General features: G+C 58.2%; 15 protein-coding genes and 1 pseudogene. 3 read left to right on the top strand and 13 right to left on the bottom strand.

Going from position 1 to position 18,145, the window contains the following annotated elements:
- Window positions 1-35 precede the first annotated feature (35 nt).
- The gene (locus tag RRF55_RS07480; RefSeq protein WP_023282926.1) at window positions 36-2,591 is read left to right on the top strand and encodes a fimbria/pilus outer membrane usher protein; all 2,556 of its coding nucleotides are present in this window, start codon (window positions 36-38) and stop codon (window positions 2,589-2,591) included.
- A gap of 7 nt (window positions 2,592-2,598) precedes the next feature.
- Complete coding sequence (locus RRF55_RS07475) at window positions 2,599-3,693, top strand: fimbrial protein (protein ID WP_004180974.1); 1,095 nt, start codon at window positions 2,599-2,601, stop codon at window positions 3,691-3,693.
- 12 nt (window positions 3,694-3,705) lie between these two features.
- On the opposite strand, the gene RRF55_RS07470 is transcribed toward RRF55_RS07475, so the two are convergent.
- The 5 genes and pseudogenes from RRF55_RS07470 to RRF55_RS07450 form a co-directional block, all read right to left on the bottom strand.
- Window positions 3,706-4,734 carry a fimbrial protein gene (locus RRF55_RS07470; RefSeq protein ID WP_004212899.1) on the bottom strand — a complete coding sequence of 343 codons (1,029 nt, stop codon included), beginning with the start codon at window positions 4,732-4,734 and terminating at the stop codon, window positions 3,706-3,708.
- A 2-nt stretch (window positions 4,735-4,736) separates the two neighbouring features.
- Window positions 4,737-7,273 (bottom strand): annotated as a pseudogene (locus tag RRF55_RS07465) (fimbria/pilus outer membrane usher protein).
- Window positions 7,274-7,302: 29 nt separating this feature from the next.
- A complete protein-coding gene (locus RRF55_RS07460; protein ID WP_009486158.1) occupies window positions 7,303-7,971 on the bottom strand; it encodes a fimbrial biogenesis chaperone in 669 nt (222 codons plus the stop codon).
- 41 nt (window positions 7,972-8,012) lie between these two features.
- Window positions 8,013-8,561 carry a fimbrial protein gene (locus RRF55_RS07455; RefSeq protein ID WP_064153094.1) on the bottom strand — a complete coding sequence of 183 codons (549 nt, stop codon included), beginning with the start codon at window positions 8,559-8,561 and terminating at the stop codon, window positions 8,013-8,015.
- A gap of 103 nt (window positions 8,562-8,664) precedes the next feature.
- Entirely contained in the window at window positions 8,665-9,282 is a 618-nt protein-coding gene (locus RRF55_RS07450; protein ID WP_064277374.1) for a LuxR C-terminal-related transcriptional regulator, read from the bottom strand.
- A gap of 353 nt (window positions 9,283-9,635) precedes the next feature.
- Here RRF55_RS07450 and RRF55_RS07445 point away from each other — a divergent pair, with 353 nt between their 5' ends.
- Window positions 9,636-10,484 carry a transporter substrate-binding domain-containing protein gene (locus tag RRF55_RS07445; RefSeq protein ID WP_002914253.1) on the top strand — a complete coding sequence of 283 codons (849 nt, stop codon included), beginning with the start codon at window positions 9,636-9,638 and terminating at the stop codon, window positions 10,482-10,484.
- 55 nt (window positions 10,485-10,539) lie between these two features.
- On the opposite strand, the gene RRF55_RS07440 is transcribed toward RRF55_RS07445, so the two are convergent.
- The 8 genes from RRF55_RS07440 to RRF55_RS07405 all read right to left on the bottom strand — a co-directional run bounded on the left by RRF55_RS07440 (window position 10,540) and on the right by RRF55_RS07405 (window position 18,139).
- The gene (locus RRF55_RS07440; protein ID WP_004145700.1) at window positions 10,540-11,160 is read right to left on the bottom strand and encodes a hypothetical protein; all 621 of its coding nucleotides are present in this window, start codon (window positions 11,158-11,160) and stop codon (window positions 10,540-10,542) included.
- Between the two features lie 155 nt (window positions 11,161-11,315).
- Entirely contained in the window at window positions 11,316-12,110 is a 795-nt protein-coding gene (locus RRF55_RS07435) for an SDR family NAD(P)-dependent oxidoreductase (protein ID WP_004145699.1), read from the bottom strand.
- A 60-nt stretch (window positions 12,111-12,170) separates the two neighbouring features.
- The gene (locus RRF55_RS07430) at window positions 12,171-13,103 is read right to left on the bottom strand and encodes a 2-hydroxyacid dehydrogenase (protein ID WP_004185312.1); all 933 of its coding nucleotides are present in this window, start codon (window positions 13,101-13,103) and stop codon (window positions 12,171-12,173) included.
- Window positions 13,104-13,108: 5 nt separating this feature from the next.
- Window positions 13,109-13,837, bottom strand: a complete 729-nt coding sequence (locus tag RRF55_RS07425) for a class II aldolase/adducin family protein (protein ID WP_004174769.1) — start codon at window positions 13,835-13,837, stop codon at window positions 13,109-13,111.
- Window positions 13,838-15,358, bottom strand: a complete 1,521-nt coding sequence (locus RRF55_RS07420; RefSeq protein ID WP_023285473.1) for an amino acid ABC transporter permease/ATP-binding protein — start codon at window positions 15,356-15,358, stop codon at window positions 13,838-13,840.
- 30 nt (window positions 15,359-15,388) lie between these two features.
- The gene (locus RRF55_RS07415; RefSeq protein WP_023285472.1) at window positions 15,389-16,192 is read right to left on the bottom strand and encodes an ABC transporter substrate-binding protein; all 804 of its coding nucleotides are present in this window, start codon (window positions 16,190-16,192) and stop codon (window positions 15,389-15,391) included.
- Between the two features lie 19 nt (window positions 16,193-16,211).
- Complete coding sequence (locus tag RRF55_RS07410) at window positions 16,212-17,279, bottom strand: isopenicillin N synthase family dioxygenase (RefSeq protein WP_004145695.1); 1,068 nt, start codon at window positions 17,277-17,279, stop codon at window positions 16,212-16,214.
- Complete coding sequence (locus RRF55_RS07405) at window positions 17,276-18,139, bottom strand: sugar phosphate isomerase/epimerase family protein (RefSeq protein ID WP_004145694.1); 864 nt, start codon at window positions 18,137-18,139, stop codon at window positions 17,276-17,278. The genes RRF55_RS07410 and RRF55_RS07405 overlap by 4 nt, the downstream gene beginning before the upstream one ends.
- Between the last annotated feature and the right edge of the window lie 6 nt (window positions 18,140-18,145).

The raw sequence follows: 18,145 nt of genomic DNA, 5'->3' as shown, positions 1-18,145 counted from the left end.
TCCCCTTTTTGATGAGCTTACCGGACGGCGCCAGCATGAAAAGAATAACAACAGCCAGGGTGCGGGAGTATGCCTTGTTGCCCGTTACCGCCGGGCGGGCGGTGGCGCTGGCGACGGTGCCGACGATGATGTTTTGTCTCAGTCCGTTGAGCCGGGCGATGGCCGACGACTATTTTGACCCGGCGGCGCTGGAGTTTGCTGACCCGCAGCAGCAAACCTCCGATCTGCACTACTTCGCCAAACCCGGCGGCCAGCAGCCGGGGACTTATCCTGTCACCGTGGTGGTTAATGACCAGGAGCTGGGTCAGGCTGATATCACGTTTGTTGACGATGGCGGGCAGCTGCGCCCGGTGCTGACGCCCGGTCAGCTGGCGGAGTATGGCGTCAACGTCAGTGCGTTTCCCGCCTTTCAAGCGCTGCATGAAGGCGAAACCTTCACCCGGATCGAGAAGTTTATTCCCGACGCCAGCAGTCGGTTCAGCTTCGCTAACCAGCGCCTGACGCTGAGTATTCCCCAGGCGGCGATGAACGTGCAAAGCCGCGGCTATGTCGATCCGTCGCGCTGGGACGATGGCGTGCCGGCCGCGTTTGTCGATTACTATTTTTCCGGCGCGCAAATAAAGAACGCCGACGAAGGGGAGAGCAGCCGCTCAAACTATCTCAATTTACGCAGCGGCCTCAACCTGGGCGCCTGGCGACTGCGCAACATCTCCTCAATGCAGTATGACCAGCAGCGCCGGCACTGGGATACCCAGAGCACCTGGCTGCAGCGCGATGTCCGCTCGCTGAAGAGCTTGCTGCGGATCGGCGATACCTATACCACCGGCGATGTGTTTGACAGCATACAGTTTCGCGGCGTCCAGCTGATGTCTGACGATGAAATGCTCCCGGACAGCCAGCGCGGCTTTGCCCCCACCATTCGTGGCGTGGCGCACAGCAATGCTAAAGTGACCGTCTCTCAGCACGGGTATGTGATCTACGAGACCTTTGTGTCGCCGGGGGCGTTCGCCATCAGCGATCTCTACCCCACCTCGCAGAGCGGCGATCTGGAGGTGAAGGTGACCGAGAGCAATGGCGCGGTGCGTACCTTTACCCAGCCCTATTCCGCGGTGCCATATATGCTGCGCGAAGGGCGCGGCAAATTCAGTCTCAGCGCCGGCCGCTACCACTCCGGGGGGGAGTCGGTGCGCTCGCCGGAATTTCTGCAGGGCACTTTGTTCTACGGTTTGACGGCGGGATTCACCCTCTACGGTGGTACGCAGCTGGCCCGGGACTATCAGGCGTGGGCGCTGGGCCTGGGCCGCGGTTTTGGCGAGTTCGGATCGCTGGGAGGGGATGTCACCCAGGCCGTCACCCGTACGCCGTCGGGCAAGCGCTATACGGGCCATTCGCTGCGCGCTCAGTATCAGAAAAATTTTGTCAGCTCGGGCACTGCGTTCAGCCTCGCCAGCTATCGCTACTCGTCAAGCGGCTATTACGATTTTGCCGAAGCCAGCGCCCTTGAAAGCGCCCAGGGGCAAGTAGACAACCGGCGTCGCCGGGAAGAGCTGTCGGTGTCGCAAAGCCTTGGTGGCCTGGGCAGTCTGGCGGTTTCCGCCTGGTCGCAGGAGTACTGGCATCGGCAGAGTCGGGATGAGACGGTGCACCTTGGGTTCTACAGCGCCTGGAAAGGGATCTCCTGGGGCGTGGGCTATTACTACACCCGCACCAGCGGCCAGCAAAAAAATGACCGCTCCTGGTCATTCAATATCAATATTCCGCTGGGTGGTCCGCTGTCCGACAGCGCGGTGAGCTACAACACCACCTCGGACAGCAATGGCTATACCTCGCAGCAGATGTCGCTGTATGGCGCGGTGCCGACGCGGCCAAATCTGTTCTACTCGGTTCAGCAAGGTTATGGCAACCAGGGACGAGGCAGCAACAGCAGCGCCTCCCTGGACTACCACGGCGGCTTCGGCAACGCCCAGATCGGCTATCGCCATGACTCCGCCAGCAACCAGTTGACCTGGGGAGGCGCCGGCTCGGTGGTCGCGCATCCGCACGGCGTCACCTTCGGCCAGACGGTGGGTGAGAGCTTCGCCATCGTCCGGGCGCCGGGGGCCGCCGGCGTGGCGGTGCAAAACGGCAACAATGTGCACACCGACTGGCGCGGCTATGCCGTGGTGCCCTCTCTGACCGCCTACCGGAAAAATGTCATTACCCTCGATACGGAGTCGATGGCCGACGACACCGACGTCGACCAGCAGGGGCAGACCGTGATCCCCGGCGGCGGCGCGGTGGTGATGGCCAACTACCAGACCCACATTGGCAACCGGGTGCTGTTTACCCTGCGCAATGCCCAGGGGCCGCTACCGTTTGGCGCCAGTGCGCGGCTGGTCGAGGAGGAGGAGAGCGGCAATCCGCCGGGCGGCATGGTGGCCGACGGCGGCCAGGTGTATCTCAGCGGTGTGCCGCAGGAGGGAACCCTGGCGGTGAGTTGGAACGTCAACAACCAGTCGCAGAGCTGCACGCTGCATTTTCATCTTCCGGATAACCCACAGCAGAGTCTGAATACGGTGAAAACCGTCTCCGGACTGTGCCAGACACGCTGAGGCGGCTATGAAATCTGTTTTTCGTCTACTTCCTTTCCTCTTTCTGCTGGGGCTGAGCGCCTATCTTCCCGGCGTGCGGGCTGAAACCTGCCGCGCAAATATCGGCCAGACCACGGTCAATATTCCTAATATCAAGTATTTACCCACGCTGCCGGTCAATACCCAGATGACCAGCGCGATGGCGGATAACGGCAGCGGGATCCCTTTTTCCTGCGACCTGCAGCTGCCGACGGCGAGCGCCAAACGCATCGTCTATAAACAGCTGAAAACCGGCGGCTCGCCGATGGTGATTAACGGACAGCATGTCTACCCCAGCGCTATCGACGGCATTGGTTACGCCCTCAGCTTCCAGTGCGCCGGCGGCCCGATGCGTGCCATCGATGGCAGCCACTCCGCCGGCGGCGAGTCGGTGGTGGTATGCGACAGTGCGACGCTCCCGGCGCTGATGACGCAGCAGCAAACCACGGTGAGGATTGCGGTAACCTTCTATAAAACCGGAACGGTGCAACTGGCGGACGGGACGCATACCAACTCGCCGCCGCTGCCGCAGGTGGGGGAGATGACCATTGAACAGCAGACCAGCGCAAGCGCCAGCTTTGTCGCCAGCGCGCCGGTCAGCATCGATATCGCCGCCCTGAATGTGGACATTGGCAGCAGCGGCAGCTGCCAGGTAGCGACATCGACGATCCAGGTCAGTCTGGGTACGGTTAACCGGGGGGAGTTTCATGGCAAAGGGACTACCGGCGGCCAGGCGAAGCGCTTTTCGATTCCGGTCTTCTGTCCGACGCCGACCGACGTGCGCATCGGCTTTTTCGGCGTCAGCGTGGAGAGCGATACCCTGGCCCTGAGCCAGGCCAGCAACAGCGCCAGCGGCGTCGGCGTGAAGCTGACCTACGGCAATAACCCCGGTGCGGCAGTGCCCGACGGCACCAGCGTTAAGATCAATGAGGCCAGCAACTTGCCGATCCTGAAAAGGGTGACCGGCGCCAGCGCCGGTACCGCCGAGGCGATCAATTTCAACGCCCAGTATGTGCAGACTGACGCCACGGTGGGAGCCGGTACGGCCAACAGCATGGTGACTTTCGCCCTGGAGTATAACTAGCCTGGGGCGGCGTTATTCAAAGGTCACGGTGATTTTGGCGGTCGCGGAAAAAGGCCCCAGCTTCGGCGTTCTCGACAACCAGAGCAGCCCCGCCGTATAGGTGCTCGCGAGGGTCGCGCCCGTTGCCAGCTTAAAGTGAATCGGAGCATTCATCTCAATAAGGGGATGCATGCTGGCGTTTGGCGAGATGGCAATGCCGAAGCCGCTGTCCGGCTGCGGCAAAATAATGGCGCTCTCCTGTATCGTATTAGTGGTGCTAAACGTAGCAAGCATAGGTTCGGTCCCGCAATCACTGCCGTTACCCTGCTTGACCAGACCATAGGTGACGGTAAAGGGGCGTGTTTTTTCATAGTAGCCCGGTCGGGCGTTACCGGCAGGAATATCGCCAAAGTTAATTTCGCTTGGCGAAATAGATACCGTGGGGACGCAGGCCATTGTTCTGATACGGTTCAGGCCGGTAATGAAAAGATTATAGTTGGCGCCAGCGGTGCCGTTGCGTAGACCGCCTTGGCCATCTACCTGAAAAAGCGACAATTTTAGGTTATCGTCTATTTTACCTTCCCCGGTCACTCTGCGGCCCGTCGAGATGATATAGACCTGGTAAACCAGGCTGAATGTCTGCCCAATGGCCGGGGACTTACAGGTATTCCCGCTTTTATCACACAGCGTCGCCGGGCCAATCTCCACCGATTTTTTATTTTGTAGCAGATAGTCGATGCCGTTGTAAGTAATGCCTACCTGGATAAAGTCGGGCAAGCTGCTGGCTTTATTTTCCGGATCCAGCCAGAAATAGGCGCTTTCACCGTTCGGAAAATTATCGGTATCTTCGCAACTGAAGGTGGCGGTAATAGGGCTGGAGACCCATATCTTTTTATTGGCAATAAGCTCGCTGCTGGAGACTTTAATGATGCTCTCGATATTCACGACTTCGCTGATCGTGGACGAGGTGGTCTTGCAGGTCAGCGCCTGCGCCGGGAAGGCGCTCAGCATGAACAGAACGGAAAGCCATGTCAGAAATAACGTATCGCTAAGTCGGCGCATAATTACCTCGAGGGGGTTACTGTGCAGATTAAGGATAATTCACGCCAGGCCGTCGCCTGCTGAGGCTCCTGGCGCAGTTCGGGCAGGGTGATTTCGCAGCTTTGCTGGTGCGTTTCGCCCCATTTCATCTGCAGCTTTTCGCCTGAATCGACTCCGCTGACGTAAACTTCTCCTCCCGGGCCGACCAGACCATTGCTGATCCCACTGGCGCGATAGAGCTGTGCGCCCAATGGTGGATAGCTGCCGTCGGCGAGGGTGGTATGGATCAGCACGCTATATCCCCGGAACGTATCAAAGCGCACCCGGGTAATTGCCCCGCGGGTAGGCACGGTATCCGCCACTGCGTTAGGGACATCAAGAAAGGCATCGAAGTCCTGAGGGTTGAGCGCGACAGAATTGACCCGATAGGGAACGCTTTGTGGTACGACAGCGTAGCCGAAGGGATCGATGCGCACGCCGGTCTGATTCTCTATCCCTACCCCCTGAGCGTCTTTGGCCTCCACTAGCGCAAAGGTTGAGCCCAGCGGTTGCGAGAGGGTAACGCCGCCGCGGTGCGCCACCACGCCGCCGCTCAGATTCAGACTCGCCTGACGATGGCTTTTGCTGTAGGCGTAGCCGGTATACAGATTACCGTACTGGCCGAGATAACCCAGGCTGGCGCTGTTGGTGCTATGGCTGGTGTCATCATAGGCGCTGGTGACGGCCCAGCTCAGGCGACCATCATCGAGCAGCGTGCCGTTTACCCCAGCCTGCCCGGACGTGCCAGACGATTTACTGTGGGCGAGGGTAAATGCGGTATTGATCCGGCGATCTTCTTGCAGAGTAAAAGGGATGGAAACGCGCAGTGTGATGCTATTGTCGTCATGGTGAAGTGGCTACGCGTATTCTGATAGTACAGACCATAGTTCACGTTATGGATAGTGCTGTTAAAGCCCGCCTGCAGCGAGATATCGCTTCCTGAGCTATTCCAGTAATTTTGCTGGCTGAAGTTAAGGAAGAAAGCGCTGTTCTTACCGAGAGTTTGCCGGGCAGAAATATCAAAGCGATGCTTTTTATTATAAAACCAGGACGTGTAATAGTGTTGGGGAGCGCTTGCCTGCCAGCTTTCGTCTTCGTCAGAGGGCCAGTAATCATTTTCGTACAGGCCATTGTGCCAGCGTCGACGCTCGTTAACCGCATCGCTGAGGCTATAATAACCTGCGGTTGAGTAACGGTAGCCCGCGATTTGAAAGTCGGTCTTGCTCGACAAAAAGGATTTAGCATACAGAAAACGCACGCTCCCTCCCTGCTTGCGCTGGCCATTCGCCAGCGTCGTTCCCGCCAGCGTATAGTCGGCTGAGAGGGCGCCAATCTCCCCCAGATTGCTACCGACGCCAAAGGCGCCGGCGCGATAGTTCTCCGCTGCAAGGGCGCCACCGTACAGTGTGAAGGTATTATTCAGGCCATAAGAGAGCGAGCTTTGCATCAGGGCGGGGGCATAGCCGTCAGCGCCGTCATGATACTTACCCGCCGACAACTGATAATTCCATTGGCCTGCCCGCACCAGCTGTGGCAGGGTGGTGTAGGCGACAGTAAAGGTCGTCTGGCTACCGTCGGCTTCAATGACGGTTACGTAGAAATCACCGCTGCGGTTAACGGCGCTGATATCATTTAGCTCAAAGGGACCGGCTGGGACGTTCTCGCTGTAAATCAGATAGTTGTTCTGCCGAACTTCCACCCGGGCATTGCTGTTGGCCACACCGCGAATGACCGGCGCGAAGCCGGTCTGGCTGCTGGGGCGCATTTCGGCATCGGTGCCAAGCTGTACGCCGCGAAACTGGACGCTATCGAAGACGCTGTTGTCGGTACTGGTCTGGCCGACGACAAGCCGGCTGCGCCAGGGAATGATGTTCGTTTCCGCCCAACTGGCGATGCTTTGCCACTTATCCGCCTGGCCGCTGAACTTATTCCAGTAGGCATTATTGCGCAATCGCCACGATGCAATATTGATCCCGCTGTTTAGCGAAAGATATTGATACTGGTGGCTGCCCCCGTCGCCATTATTGGCATCGGTAGAATAGCTGTAGTTGACGAAAGCAGCGTTAATACCTTCATCAAAGCGCATGGGGGAAACATAGTCACGGGGATAGTGCTCAATATATTGCTGAGGGATATGAATGATCAGCCGATGATTAGCGATATCCAGCTGTTGCTCTGCCTGGCGGATCGTCTGCGACAGCGCGAAACAGGGCTGGTGGTCATCGTCAATCTTTACTCCATAGCGGATATATTCCGCCGCGCTCAGGCAGGGGGCCAACCCGCCGTGTGCGCTATCCTCTGAGAAGCGAACGGGGCGACTGTCCACCAGCAGATCGTTAATGTAAATATTAACGTCATAGGTGCCCGGCATGACGTCGCCATCGCTGGCGACAAACTGATTAAAAGCCAGCGGGTCGATACCGTTCACAAACTGGGCATTATAGCGTTCCGCACTGTCTGCCGGTAACGTGATGGAGATTAACCATGCGCTGGCAAAATAGCGTAATTTACTATCGTCCATCACTCTATCTCCCTAAAGAGGTGCGACGTTTATTTTTTTATTGGAATATCAACAACGGCGCCGTAATCATTAATATATTTCATTTTATGCAAGCGCTGCATGCTGGCGATATTGACAGCGTGGTGACTGTACGGCAGCAACATAAAGTTTTTCAGAGGATAGATTTTGCCTTTGTTGTCGATCGCCTCGGCATTAATAACCGTAATATGCAGTGGACTGTTGTTAGTAAAAGATAACGTGTTAGCGCTTTGCTGCCACTGCAGATTTTCAACGGCTTTGGGCAGCGATGTGGCAATTCCTTGCGGGCGATAAAATAGTTTTAATCGAGTGCGAATTGCGAACTGCAGGATGTTATTTTCCTCAGGCGCAGGAGGGACCTCCTGAATATTAACCCAAAACAGACTTTCCCTGTCGGCAGGAAGACCGGTTCCTGAGTAAATAAAGCGCAGTTGTGCCGATTGCTCGGGGCGTAATTTGACCAGGGGCGGCGTTGCCACAATGGGTAAGCCGCTGCTGGGGGTCTCCGGACCCGTATCAAGCCAGGTCTGGACGATATAGTTTTTGCTGCTTCGGTTGTTAATTTTCAGACTGGCCGATTTATCTTTGCCCGAATAAATAACCCGTGAGGCATCGATGGTAATGGCCGCCTGGGTCTGAAAAGCCAAAGCGCCTATGATCACTGCCAGCAGCGTTTTCATATCTTACCCCTTATCCGCGTCGTGCCGTCCCTGGCCAGGCGTTATTGCTGTATAATGGTAAACTTGGCGGTCGCATTGCCGTCGCCAGCTTCGGCGTTGTCTTTATCCCAGGTATAGTAATAGGCTTTCAGGTTGAAGGTACCGGTGCCATCGGCATTGACCGTAATACGCGGGTCGACGTTGGGATCGAAAGGTTTATCGAGCGTGACCGGGGTATTATTGCGGTCGGTTAGCTTAATGCCGACTTTTTTAGCTGTAGGATTACCCGCATCGAGAGCCAGTACGTTAGTGATAGGCGCCTCGTTGGCTGAAGCACCGTCGAGCACAATATAGTACGTGCCCGCTTCACAATCTTTGACGCTAATATTGACCCCAACTTCTGGCCCGGTGCCATTGGTATCATTTTTTAATTTAGACAGCGGAACAGCGCCCATCTTAACTTCAATGAGACCCTTCTCATTGCCGCTTGCCAGTTTGCAAGTTGAGTTGACAATTGTACCTGAAAAATACAGCGTACCGTCCGCCGCGGCGGCATAGTGTGAGGTCAAGCCGACGAGTACCATTGCCAGGCAAAGTGATTTCATTTTCATAGCCAATTCCTTCTGTTGTGACCCTGGGAAGCTAATAGCCAGGCATACTCATTGACGCTGCATAAGCCGTTAGCTCTGTTGTTGTGATAGCCATAAAGAGAACTTATCCCCCCTCCGGGGAGTGGAGGAAATGATACAGGCCTGCAATATTGCGGACATTGAGTTTCTGGTAGATGTTTCTCCGATAGTGACTGATCATCATATTGCTAAGGTCGGTGGCCTGAGCAATTTTCTTATTATTTAAACCTGAGATGATATAGGGGAGAAGAGAGTCCTCCTGTTTCGTAAGTTTAATATTGACACGACTGTCCAGCGAGCTAATTGATTTTCTGAACACTTTAATACAGCGGTGATCAGACGCATTCTGTAAGTATTTCTGCAGTCGTTGGGTAACATCTATATAATCAAGCACGATCGTCGAAATAGAGTTTATGATAATGTTTTCGACTGGATCGGCAAGAATCTCACTTTTAACGACAAAAACGATATCGCCATGAATGATCTTTTTTTTACGATAGAGCAGTGCGGCTAATTGTTGAATGTCCGGGTGGCTATAGTCCACGATAATGGTTCTGGCTATGGTTAGACTTTTATCATTCACGTCAGAAATATTATCCAGAAACAATGTTTGACTATACCGACGTTGAGCACTCATGGTCATGTTAACCAGAGACCGGATGCCGTTAATAAAAAATTTATTGGCGGAAATGATAATAATCATAATGTATTTCCTTATACACTGCTTCTGTAACCAAGTATTACTGCTGGAGAGGAAGGGAGTAAATAAGATGATAAGCAGGATCATTAGAAAAATCCTAATGAAAGATGTTGCATGAAGTGTTTTTACTTATTAATCAGAAGGTTATAATTTAAGATTCAACTATTAACGCATAAGAGAAAAGTAAAATAAACGATAATAAATAATATATTAAACGTATAGCCAAGAATAAAATATGAATGCGCTGCGGGGCATTTTACTGAAAGTCAAAACAACCAGCAAGCTCACAGCGAGAAAGAGGATTAATTAACGTTTTGCCCCACGTCGGGTTGTATGTCCCGGTGTTTAAAAATAGGATGAATGCCCTGGCTCGCACTGCGGATACTGTGACTGATGCGGCCGGTCACTCTGGCATGAAAAACGATAACTTTAAGGATGGCGAAATGAGACTGACGGTGGGGCTGGCGCTGACGCTGGCGATAATGACCTGCGGCGCCCAGGCGCGCGATATGCAATCCATCGAGCACAGCGGTGAACTGAAGGTGGGCGTGCCGGGCGATTACGCGCCGCTGGCGTTTCGCAATGCCGCCGGCGAACTGCAGGGCTATGACGTGGACATGGCCCGCGATCTCGGGCGCACGCTCGGCCTCAAGGTGAGCTTCGTCTACACCAGCTGGCCCGCGCTCGCCGCCGATCTGCAGGCGGACAAGTTTGATATTGCGATGGGTGGGGTTACCGAGACCCCGGCGCGGGCGCAAGCCTTCGCCCTCAGCCATCCGGTGGTGGCGAACGGAAAAATCGCCTTAGCCAACTGCCAGGCCGCCCCGCGGCTCGGTTCGCTGGAAAAAATTGACCGTCCGGACGTGAAAGTGATCGTCAACCCTGGCGGCACAAACCAGAGTTTTGTCGATGAACACATCAAGCAGGCGCAAATTATTCGCGTGCAGAACAATGTCGATAACCTGCAGGCGCTGCGGCAGAAAACGGCCGATATGATGGTGACCGATCTGATTGAAGGCGACTATTACCAGAGCAAAGAGCCCGGCGTGTTCTGCGTTGCTAACGAAACGCCGTTCGCCGGTACCGCCAGCAACAAGGTGTATATGATGAGTAAAGATAACCCGGCGCTGCTGGAGAAAGTGAACCAGTGGCTGGATAGCCAGGACAAAGAGGTTCTCAAACGGAAGTGGAAAATTCGCGGTTAACCGCGGCGGCGCGCCACCACCGGCAGATATGTCCGGCGGTGGCTATCGTCCACGGTTAGCGCTGCGGCGACAGCGCCTGTCGCGCCAGACCGCGAAAGTAGCAGGCGTAGCCGAGGGTGGCGGTCAGACACAGCATATAGCCAAACGACTCGCTGCCTTCCTCGACCGTATTTTTTACCACCCGGGCGTAGTTCTCTTCCAGCACGGCGTACCACAGGCCGTGCATGCCAAACAGCCGCGAGAAGACCAGAATCGCCAGCAGGCCGCTAATCATCATCCCGTAATACGGGGTGCGGGTATACTCCGCCAGCTGCGACAGGGTCTGACGCAGATGGCGCAACGGCAACAGCAGCGACCCCGCGGTGGCCAGCAGGGCAAACCACACCCAGCTGCCGTGGGAGAGTAAATCAAACAGGCCATCCAGCTCACGGATCAGCATGGCGAGAAAGAAGCCGCCGATGAGGATATTGCTATAGCGCAAGTGGGCATATTTCCGCGCCAGCAGCAGATGAACCAGCACGATAACGGCCAGCACGCTCTCCTGGACCACTTCGGTGAGCGACACCTCCGGGATGTCGTTGCCAAACACCCGAATATCCACCCACAGGCAGAGTACCGCGAGGGCGGCCGCGACCGCCGCGCCGAAAAAGAAAAGCAAGCTTCGTAACAGAGACATTAACACCACAACTTATGCTTAAAACAAATATCATAAGTTCTGGGAATACATGTTCCTGTTCACTTTGTGCGACTTTGCGGCTGTTTTTTAACATTTTGCGCTTTTTAGCGCCCGGGAAGGCGGCAGGGGAGGGGGCTCCCCTGCATAAAGGGGATTCAGAGAATATCATCCACCACGCCGCCATCGACGCGCAGCGCGGCGCCGGAGGTGGCTGACGCCTGCGGCGAGCAGACGTAGACCACCATATTGGCGACCTCTGCCACCGAGGCCGCCCGCTGGATCACCGAGCTCGGACGATGGGTCATGACAAACGCTTTCGCCAGTTCCTCCAGCGACTGACCGGTTTTCGCCACTTCGTCTTTCAGCATTTCGGCAAAGCCGTCGGAAATCGTTGGCCCTGGCAGAACGCTGTTAACGGTCACTCCGCTGCCGGCGACATATTTCGCCAGGCCGCGGGCCAGCGACAGCTGCGCGGTCTTGGTGACGCCATAGTGGATCATGTCCGCCGGGATATTGCGCGCCGATTCTGAGGAGATAAACACCACCCGTCCCCAGCCTTTACTGACCATCGCCGGGAGCAGCCCCCGCGACAGGCGTACGCCGGACATGACGTTGGTCTGCCAGTAGTTGTCCCAGGTCGCGTCGTCGGTGGCGTAGAAATCCTGCGGGCCATAGATCCCGGCGTTATTGACCAGAATATCGACGCCGGTCACGGCCCGCAGCAGCTGCGCTGCGCCGTCGGCGTCGCTGAGGTCGGCGATGGCCGGGCGCGCCTTCGCGCCCGGCACCTCATTTTGCAGCCGGGCGATCGCGGCGTTCACGCTCTGCTCGCTGCGCCCGTTAAGGATGACCTCTGCGCCGCTCTCCGCCAGGCCTTTGGCGATGGCGAAGCCAATACCCGCCGTGGAGGCGGTGACCAGCGCGACTTTTCCCGCTAAATCAATCTTCATGTTCCTGCCTTCTGGTTGTGGATCTCCTATTAAGCGTAGCAGCGGCGATATAGCCGGGGATCAGTAACCGGCGTGCTTATTGACCAGGTTTTTCAGCGGCAGCCCGCGGCGCTGGCGCTGAATGTTCTCCAGCAGCTGGCGGGCGATCACCTCGGCAGAGGCCGCAGAGGCCATATGCGGGGTGATGACCACCTGCGGATGGCGCCACAGCGGATCGTCCGCCGGCAATGGCTCCTGCGGGAAGACGTCGAGCACCGCCCCGGCGAGCTGGCCGCTCTCCAGCGCCGCCAGCACATCCTCATTGACCATATGCTCCCCGCGGCCGCAATTGATCAACACCGCCCCGGCGGGTAGCCGGTTGAACAGCGGCGCGGCGAGGATACCTCGGGTCTGCGCGGTGAGCGGCAGGAGGTTAATCAGCCCGTCAAGCGACCCGAGGAAGCTGTCGAGCGCCTCCTCGCCGCGATAGCAGGTGACGCCAGCCAGCTGCTTTTCACTGCGCGACCAGCCGGAGACCCGATAGCCGAGGCGGGCCAGCTGGTCGGCGATATAGCCGCCAATTTCGCCGAGCCCCATAATGCCGATATGGAAGTCGGCGGCGGCGCGCTGGGGATAGAGCTTCCAGGTTTGGGTCCGCTGGTGGGCCAGCGCCCGGTCGAAATGGCGCTGAAACCACAGGACGCTCCACAGGGCATATTCGAACATGCCGTGGCGAAAATCTTCATCGATCACCCGGCACAGCGGGATCTCGCTGGCGAACAGCGCGGGCGGCAGATGATCGACCCCGGCGGACGCGGCCTGGATCAGCTTCAGCCCCGGCGAACGGGTCAACAGCTGCGAGTCCGGGAACCAGCAGCTGGCGTACTGGGCGTCGCGCGCCGCCTGGTGATGGGGCAGAAGCGCCGTGACGTCGGGAAACTGCTGCAGGGCGGCGCAAATATCGCGGGCGAAATCCGCGTCGTTACAATCCACCACGATAGTGATATCAGACATAGGCGTTAGTCTTTGTAAGAGGTATCGAGACGGTCAAGACGGCGCAGCCACGCCTGCCAGACCTGTTGACGTTCATGCTCCACGCCCATCAGCTGCTCGCAGGCGTGCTGGCTGAGGTGCGGAGCGATGGTGTGGATCGGGCTGAGGGCCGCCAGCTGGGCGGTGGCCATCTGGATCTCGCAGGCGCGGTTCAGGTAGTACATGATATAAAAGGCGTCAGCCACGGTGCGGCCCACCGACAGCAGGCCGTGGCTCTGCAGGATCATGGCGATATTATTCCCCAGCGAGCGCTGGATGCGCGCCCGTTCGTCGAGGTCAAAGGCCACCCCTTCATAGGGATGGTAGCCGACGCGCTGGTAAAATTCGGTGCTGATCTGGTTGAGCTGCAGCAGGCCGTCCTCGCAGGCGGCCACCGCCATTCCCGGCAGCGTATGGGTGTGGATCACGCAGTGGGCGTCTTCCCGGGCCATATGCACCGCGCTATGGATGGTAAAGCCCGCCGAGTTAGCCGGCGCGTCGCCCGCTACGACCTTGCCCTGCATATCCACTACGATCAGGTTGCTGGCGGTGACTTCGTCAAACATCATGCCGAAGGGATTAATTAAAAAACGCGGCTCGCCGTCGCCGGGCAGGCGCACGGAGAAGTGAGTGTAGAGGGTATCCTCCCAGCCGAACAGCGCCGCCAGCCGGTAGGCGGCGGCCAGCTGCTGGCGCAGGTGTTGCTCAGTTGCCATTTAGCGTACTCCCATAAATTCACGGATTCGTTGCAGAGAAGGCGCCTCCAGCGGGCTGCGGATCACCTGCGGGGCGATATCGGCCTGCACCACGCCGTTCTCCATCAGCACCACGCGGTCGGAAATCGACAGGGCGAAGTCCATCTCGTGAGTGACAATCAGCATGGTCATGCCTTCGCGGGCCAGCGACTGAATGACCTTCAGCACTTCGCCTACCAGCTCGGGATCCAGCGCCGAGGTCGGTTCGTCAAACAGCATAATGTCCGGCTTCAGCGCCAGCGCCCGGGCGATCGCCACGCGCTGCTGCTGGCCGCCGGAGAGCTGTCCGGGGTACTTGTGGGCATGGGCCAGCAGGCCGACGCGGTCGAGCAGCGCCAGGGCCTGCTCGCGGGCGACCGGCTGGTCCAGCAGCTGGTGATAGCGCGGGGCCAGCATCACGTTGTCGAGCACCGTGCGGTGGGGGAACAGGTTGAAGCTCTGGAAGACCATGCCGATGCGCCGTACCCCGGCGCGCATCTGGCGTTTGTCGACGATAGCTCCGCCCTTAAGATAGTCCTCGCCGTAGAGAATGATCTCCCCGCCATCAAGGCTTTCGAGGGCGTTGATGGTGCGGATCAGGGTGGTTTTGCCGGAGCCGGACGGGCCGATGATGCTGATCACCTCCCCGTTCTCCACCTGCAGATCGATGCCTTTCAGCACCTCATGCTGACCCCAGGATTTGCGAATGCCCCGCAGATCGAGCGCCGGCGGCGCGCCGTTGACGGCCGGGGTGTTGCTCTCTTCCGTCAGCGCCGGCAGGCTCTGGCGCAGCGCCTGGCATTCCGCCTCGCTGAGGGTTTGCGGACGCTTACGCTGAATATCGAGACGATTTTCCAGCGCCCGGAACAGCCAGGTGAAGACGGTAACCACCATCACGTAGTACACCGCTACCGCCAGCAGGGTCTCCATCACAAGGAAATTCTGCGCATACAAGCGCTGGCCGGTGAGCAGCAGCTCGGGTAAGGAGACCACCGACAGAATCGAGCTCAGCTTAATGATGGTGATGTATTCATTGATCAGCGTCGGCAGCGAGATGCGAAACGCCTGAGGGATCACGATCAGCCGCTGGATGCCGATAAAGCTGAAGCTCAGCGCATGGCCTGCCTCGCTCTGCCCCTTGGCCACCGACAGCAGCCCGCCGCGGTGGATCTCCGCCATATAGGCCGCTTCGGTGACGGTCATCGACACCAGCCCGGCGATAAACGGCACCCCGAGTAGCGGCTGGGTCACCGGAAACAGCTGCGGCAGGTTGTAGACAAACACCAGCAGCACCATCAGCGGCACGCTGCGAAAAAACCAGATATAGAGTTCGACGGGGATCTTGACCCAGCGCGGCGCGGAGAGCTTCGCGCAGGCTAACAGAAAACCGACCACCAGGCCGATCCCCCAGGACAAGGTGCTGACCACGATCACGGTCACGCACGCCTGCCAGAATGCTCCAATGCTAAACAGTGAAAAAAAGTATCCCCAATCGAACGCCATACCGACTCCTGTTGCGCAGTGCTTATTGTCTTAATCGATGCTTTCTAAGTTGTATTTTTTGATCAGCGCGGCATATTGGCCGTTGGCTTTCAGCGCGGCCAGGGTAGCCTTAATCGCCTCCGCCAGCTCGGTGTTGCCTTTGGCGACGTAGATCCCCAACGGCAGCGGGTAGACCAGGCGCGTAGAGCTTATCCCCAGGCGGCCGCGGCTCTTGTCGACGATGATCTGCGCCGCCGGGGCAATCTCAAGCTGGGCGCCGATGTTCTTCGACAGCAGCGCCTGCGAGGCTTCCGGCGCCGTCGGGAACTCCTGAATGGTGATGGCCGGTTTGCCGTTTTTCAGGCACCACTCATCGGAGTGTTTTTTCAGGCTGGTCACCCAGGTGGTGCCTGCCTGCAGACCGACCTTCACGCCGCAAAGCTCATCTTCGGTTTTCGGCTGCACCGCGCCGCCCTTCAGGGCGATGATCGACGCGCCGGAGAGGGCGTAAGGGATGGCGTCGGCCTGTTTCTGGCGCTCCGGCGTCACGTACATCCCGGAGATCACCGCGTCATATTTCTTGCCGATGCCGAGGATCAGGCTGGTGAACTTGGTGTCGATCAGCTGCGGTTTGGCCTGCAGATGTTGGGCGATCAGCGCGGCAAACTCCGGGTCGAGACCGACGATATTGTTATTGCTGTCATAGGACTCAAACGGCGGGTAGGTGACCTCCATCCCCACCTTAAAGACGCCCTCGGTCAGCAGTTCCGCCGCCTGGGTGACAGGGGAAAAACAGGCGCTGACGGCGAGGGTAAGCGCGACATGGCGCGAGATTTTTTTCAGGGTGCTAGTCATCATGGATCCTCACGGGTGGTTAGGGGTTTTTTTGCTGAGCCTGTTTTTTCAAATGGCCAAACGTATTGGTGCCGCGCGCGCGCTCCGGTAGCTGAAGTTCACCGCGATTGACCTTTTCGCGCAGGTAGCGATAGGTTTGCAGGGCCTGGCTCCACATATGCTCCCCGATGCTGAGCTCCTGATATTCACCGGCTTCGCCGGCGGCGAGAAAGGTCGGCAGCGGACGGATCAGCGTGTGGTAATCGCAGGCGAAAAACAGCGGGAAGGAGTACCGCTCCTGCGGCACTTTGCGCACCCGGTGGGCTGTAGCAACAAATGTGCCAGCGCTGAGCACTTCCAGCATGTCGCCGATATTGATCACGAACGCCTCTTCTCCGGCGGCGTTCTTGACGGGAGGTGCATCGATCCACACGCTTTCTTCATTGAGAACTTCAAGGCCGGGCTGGTCGGCGAGCAGCAGGGTGAAGCACTCATAGTCGGTGTGTGCACCAATTCCGGGAACATCTTCGACGCTGGCGTCGAACGGGTAATGGATCAGCCGCAGCTTAGCCGGCGGGCAGGTCACCATCGGTTTGAAATACCCTTCCGGCAGGCCGAGCGCGAGGGCGAAAGCGTCGAACAGACGGTGGCCGAGGGCGAAAACCGCGTCGTAGTAGGCCAGCACCCGCGCGCGGAAATCTGGCAGATCGGGCCACTCGTTGGCGCCGATCAGCGGCGTACCGGCGAGCACCAGCGGATGGTCATCCGCTGCCTGGAAGCCGATATCGAAAGCCTCTTTATGGTCCGGCTTGCCGGAGCCGTAGATCTCTTCTCCTTCCGGAACGTAGCCCTTATGGCTTTTGGAGTGGCCGATGTAATAGTTCATCTTCTCCTCCATCGGCAGGGCGAAGATCTGCTTCGCCGCCTCGCGGACGCCGGCGATCAGCGCCGGGTCGATACCGTGGCCGGTGATGTAGAAAAAGCCCACCTCGCGCGCCGCGCGGCCGATGGCGTCGGCCACCGCCTGACGCCTGGCGAGGTCATCGCCGGCCAGATCGCGGATATCGATGGTCGGGAGTTCAGTAAAAGCGTGCTTCACGGCGGTCATGGCTGCGGTTCCTGTTCAGTGAGCGATAAAAACTGCTGAAAGTGGGCCTGCTGGCGCGTGGCCATCCAGGCGTTGAGCGACCAGAGATCGGCCACCGGAACGTTGGTGAACGGCAGATGGTGCAGATAGCCGTCGGCGCCAAACTCCGGGGTCAGCGTGGTCTGCGGGTAGCCGCGCTGGCGCTGCGAACGCCAGATTTGCTGCCAGAAGCGCTCGGCAAAGGCCAGCGCCGGCTGATACTCAGGCGCCGCCGGGTGCGGCACCTGCGGCCCCTGGTCGTAGCCCACCCGGGCCTGCACGTGATGCACGCGGTCGATAAAGGCGCTGAAGTCATCGCTGGGGTCATCCAGCAGGCGCTCACTGACCACCACCCAGTGGCTGATGTCGGCGGTAAAGCGCAGCTGGGGGAGTTGCTGAATGATCTCCAGGGTGAGCCACGGGCTGTACAGCGAGGTGGCGCGATGGGTTTCAAAGCTGCAGGTCAAACCAAACCCGGCGGCCAGCTCATGCGCCTTGCCGAGAAAATCGACCTGCTGCGCCAGCGGCCAGCGATCGTTGCCCGCCAGCAAATTGACAAAGCGCGGGTTGAGGCTGCTGGCCTCGGCGAAGCGGGTCTGCAGGCGCGCCAGATGCTGCTCGGGCGTTTCATGCTGGGCGGGGAGCACCCCGCCGCCGCTGAAAAGAATGGCGATATACTCCAGCCCCGACGCCTGCAGGCGGTCGGCGAGCTGCCGCCGCTCGGCCACCGTTAACGGCACGCGGGCTTCGATACCGCAGCAGCCGACACGCTGCAGTTCATCCAGCGTTTGCGGCCAGGGGGTCGTCACTCCCCAGAGGGTGCGAAAGCATTTCAGCTCCATGGCGGC

This window comes from Klebsiella sp. K47 (assembly GCF_051858335.1).
Classification (GTDB): Bacteria; Pseudomonadota; Gammaproteobacteria; order Enterobacterales; family Enterobacteriaceae; genus Klebsiella; species Klebsiella pneumoniae.
The sequence above is the reverse complement of the archived record's forward strand: the minus strand, read 5'-3'. Positions and strand labels throughout refer to the sequence as shown.